Source organism: Tahibacter caeni, from assembly GCF_024609805.1.
GTDB classification, from domain to species: domain Bacteria; phylum Pseudomonadota; class Gammaproteobacteria; order Xanthomonadales; family Rhodanobacteraceae; genus Tahibacter; species Tahibacter caeni.
Map to the genome: position 1 here is coordinate 1 of NZ_JANFVR010000601.1, position 1507 is coordinate 1507.

At 75.1% G+C, this 1507-nt stretch carries 2 protein-coding genes; both read left to right on the plus strand.

All coding sequences use genetic code 11. From position 1 onward, the window contains the following. Nucleotides 1-1293, plus strand: a 1293-nt coding sequence (locus tag NON22_RS24185) for a peptidyl-prolyl cis-trans isomerase (RefSeq protein WP_257389539.1), incomplete at its 5' end; no start/stop codon positions are given. Next, nucleotides 1290-1507 (plus strand): hypothetical protein (locus tag NON22_RS24190; protein ID WP_257389540.1); only part of this gene is annotated, 218 nt, incomplete at its 3' end. The genes NON22_RS24185 and NON22_RS24190, both read left to right, overlap by 4 nt.

Sequence of the window (1507 nt, forward strand, 5' to 3'; positions counted from 1 at the left end):
GGCGCGGACGCGCCCGTCGCCGAGGTCGACGGCGAGCGCATCGGCCGCAACGGCCTCGCGCTGCTGCAGCGCTATGCGGCGCTCGACGGTCGCGCCGCCAGCAGCGCGGCGGTGCTCGCCGAGGTCGTCGAGCAGCGCGCGCTCGCCCGGTATGCGGCCGCGCATCTGTCGCGCGAGCAGCTGTTTCCCGACGCGCATGTCGCGTTCGCCCCCGAGGTCGCCGCCGACGACAAGCTGACCGGGTTGCTGCGTGCGGTCTATCGCGAGCCGCTCGAAACAGCACTGCGGGTCGGCGCCGGCGCGGAACTGCAGAACGTGCTCGTCGCGACGCCGCCGCCGACGGCGGCGCAATTGCGCGAGGTGCTCGGCGATCCGGCGCAGGTGCGGCTCGACTATGCGCTGGACGCGGCCGCGCAGCGCAAGGCGCAGGCGCTGGTCGTGCAGCGCTGGCGCGGTCTCGACGGCCGCGAGGCCGGCCTGAGCCTCGCCGACGTCTACGCGCGCCAGAACGTACAGGGCCGCCTGACGCTGCATCGTCTCGATGCGGATTTCCTGCTCGCCGAGGCGCGTCGGCGCGTGGCCGCGCTGCTCGTGCAGGACTGGGCGCGCACGGCAGCCGGCGATGCCGCGATCGCCGAGCTGCGGCGCAACCTGCTCGATCGCGAGTACGCGCAGGGACTCGCGAGCCACTACGGCGTCGGCGCCGACCCGCACGACAGCAATGCCTACGTCGACGGCCTGCGGCGCGCGGTCACGCCGGCGCAGGTCGCGGCGTGGTATGCGGCGCATCGCGAGCAGTTCCGCCGCGTCGAACGCGTCAAGGCGCGGCACATCCGCGTCGCCGACGAAGCGGCCGCGCAGCAGGTCGCCGCGCAGCTGCGCAAGGACGGCAGCAACTTCGCTGCACTGGCGCGGCGCCATTCATTGGCACCCGACGCGACGGGCGGCGGCGAGCTCGGCTGGCTCGCGCGCCGCGCCGAGGCCGACTGGTTCACCGAGCTCGTGTTTGCCCAGCCGGTGCGGCGCAACGGCGTGCCGGTGCGCGAACCGGTCGCGGCCGACGCGCCGGCGCACTGGGAAATCGTCCGCGTCGACGTGCAGCAGACCGGCTACTTTCCGGCCGACTCGGAAACCGTGCGCTATCTCGCCGCGCGCGCGATCGCCGAGCAGGCCGCGAGCCGCACCTTCGCCGAGCTGCGCGAGCGCCTGAAGCGCGAAACCGTCGTGCGCCATGCCGACGCCAGGATCGCGGCGACAGCGTCCCCCGCGGTTGCGCGGGAGGCGCAGCGATGAAGCCGCGTCGTGCGGGCGCGCTGCTCGCGGCCGCGGCCGTCGCCGCGGCGCTGCTGGTCGCGGCATTGCCGTCGACCTCGCGGCGCAGCGACGCGCGCATGCGCGAACGGACGGCGGCCGGCAGCGCGGTGGCGTCGGCGCCGGACACAGCACGCAGGCCGGACTCGCGCACACCGGGTCTGGCGTCGCCGTCCGCGCACTCTTCGGTAGCCGC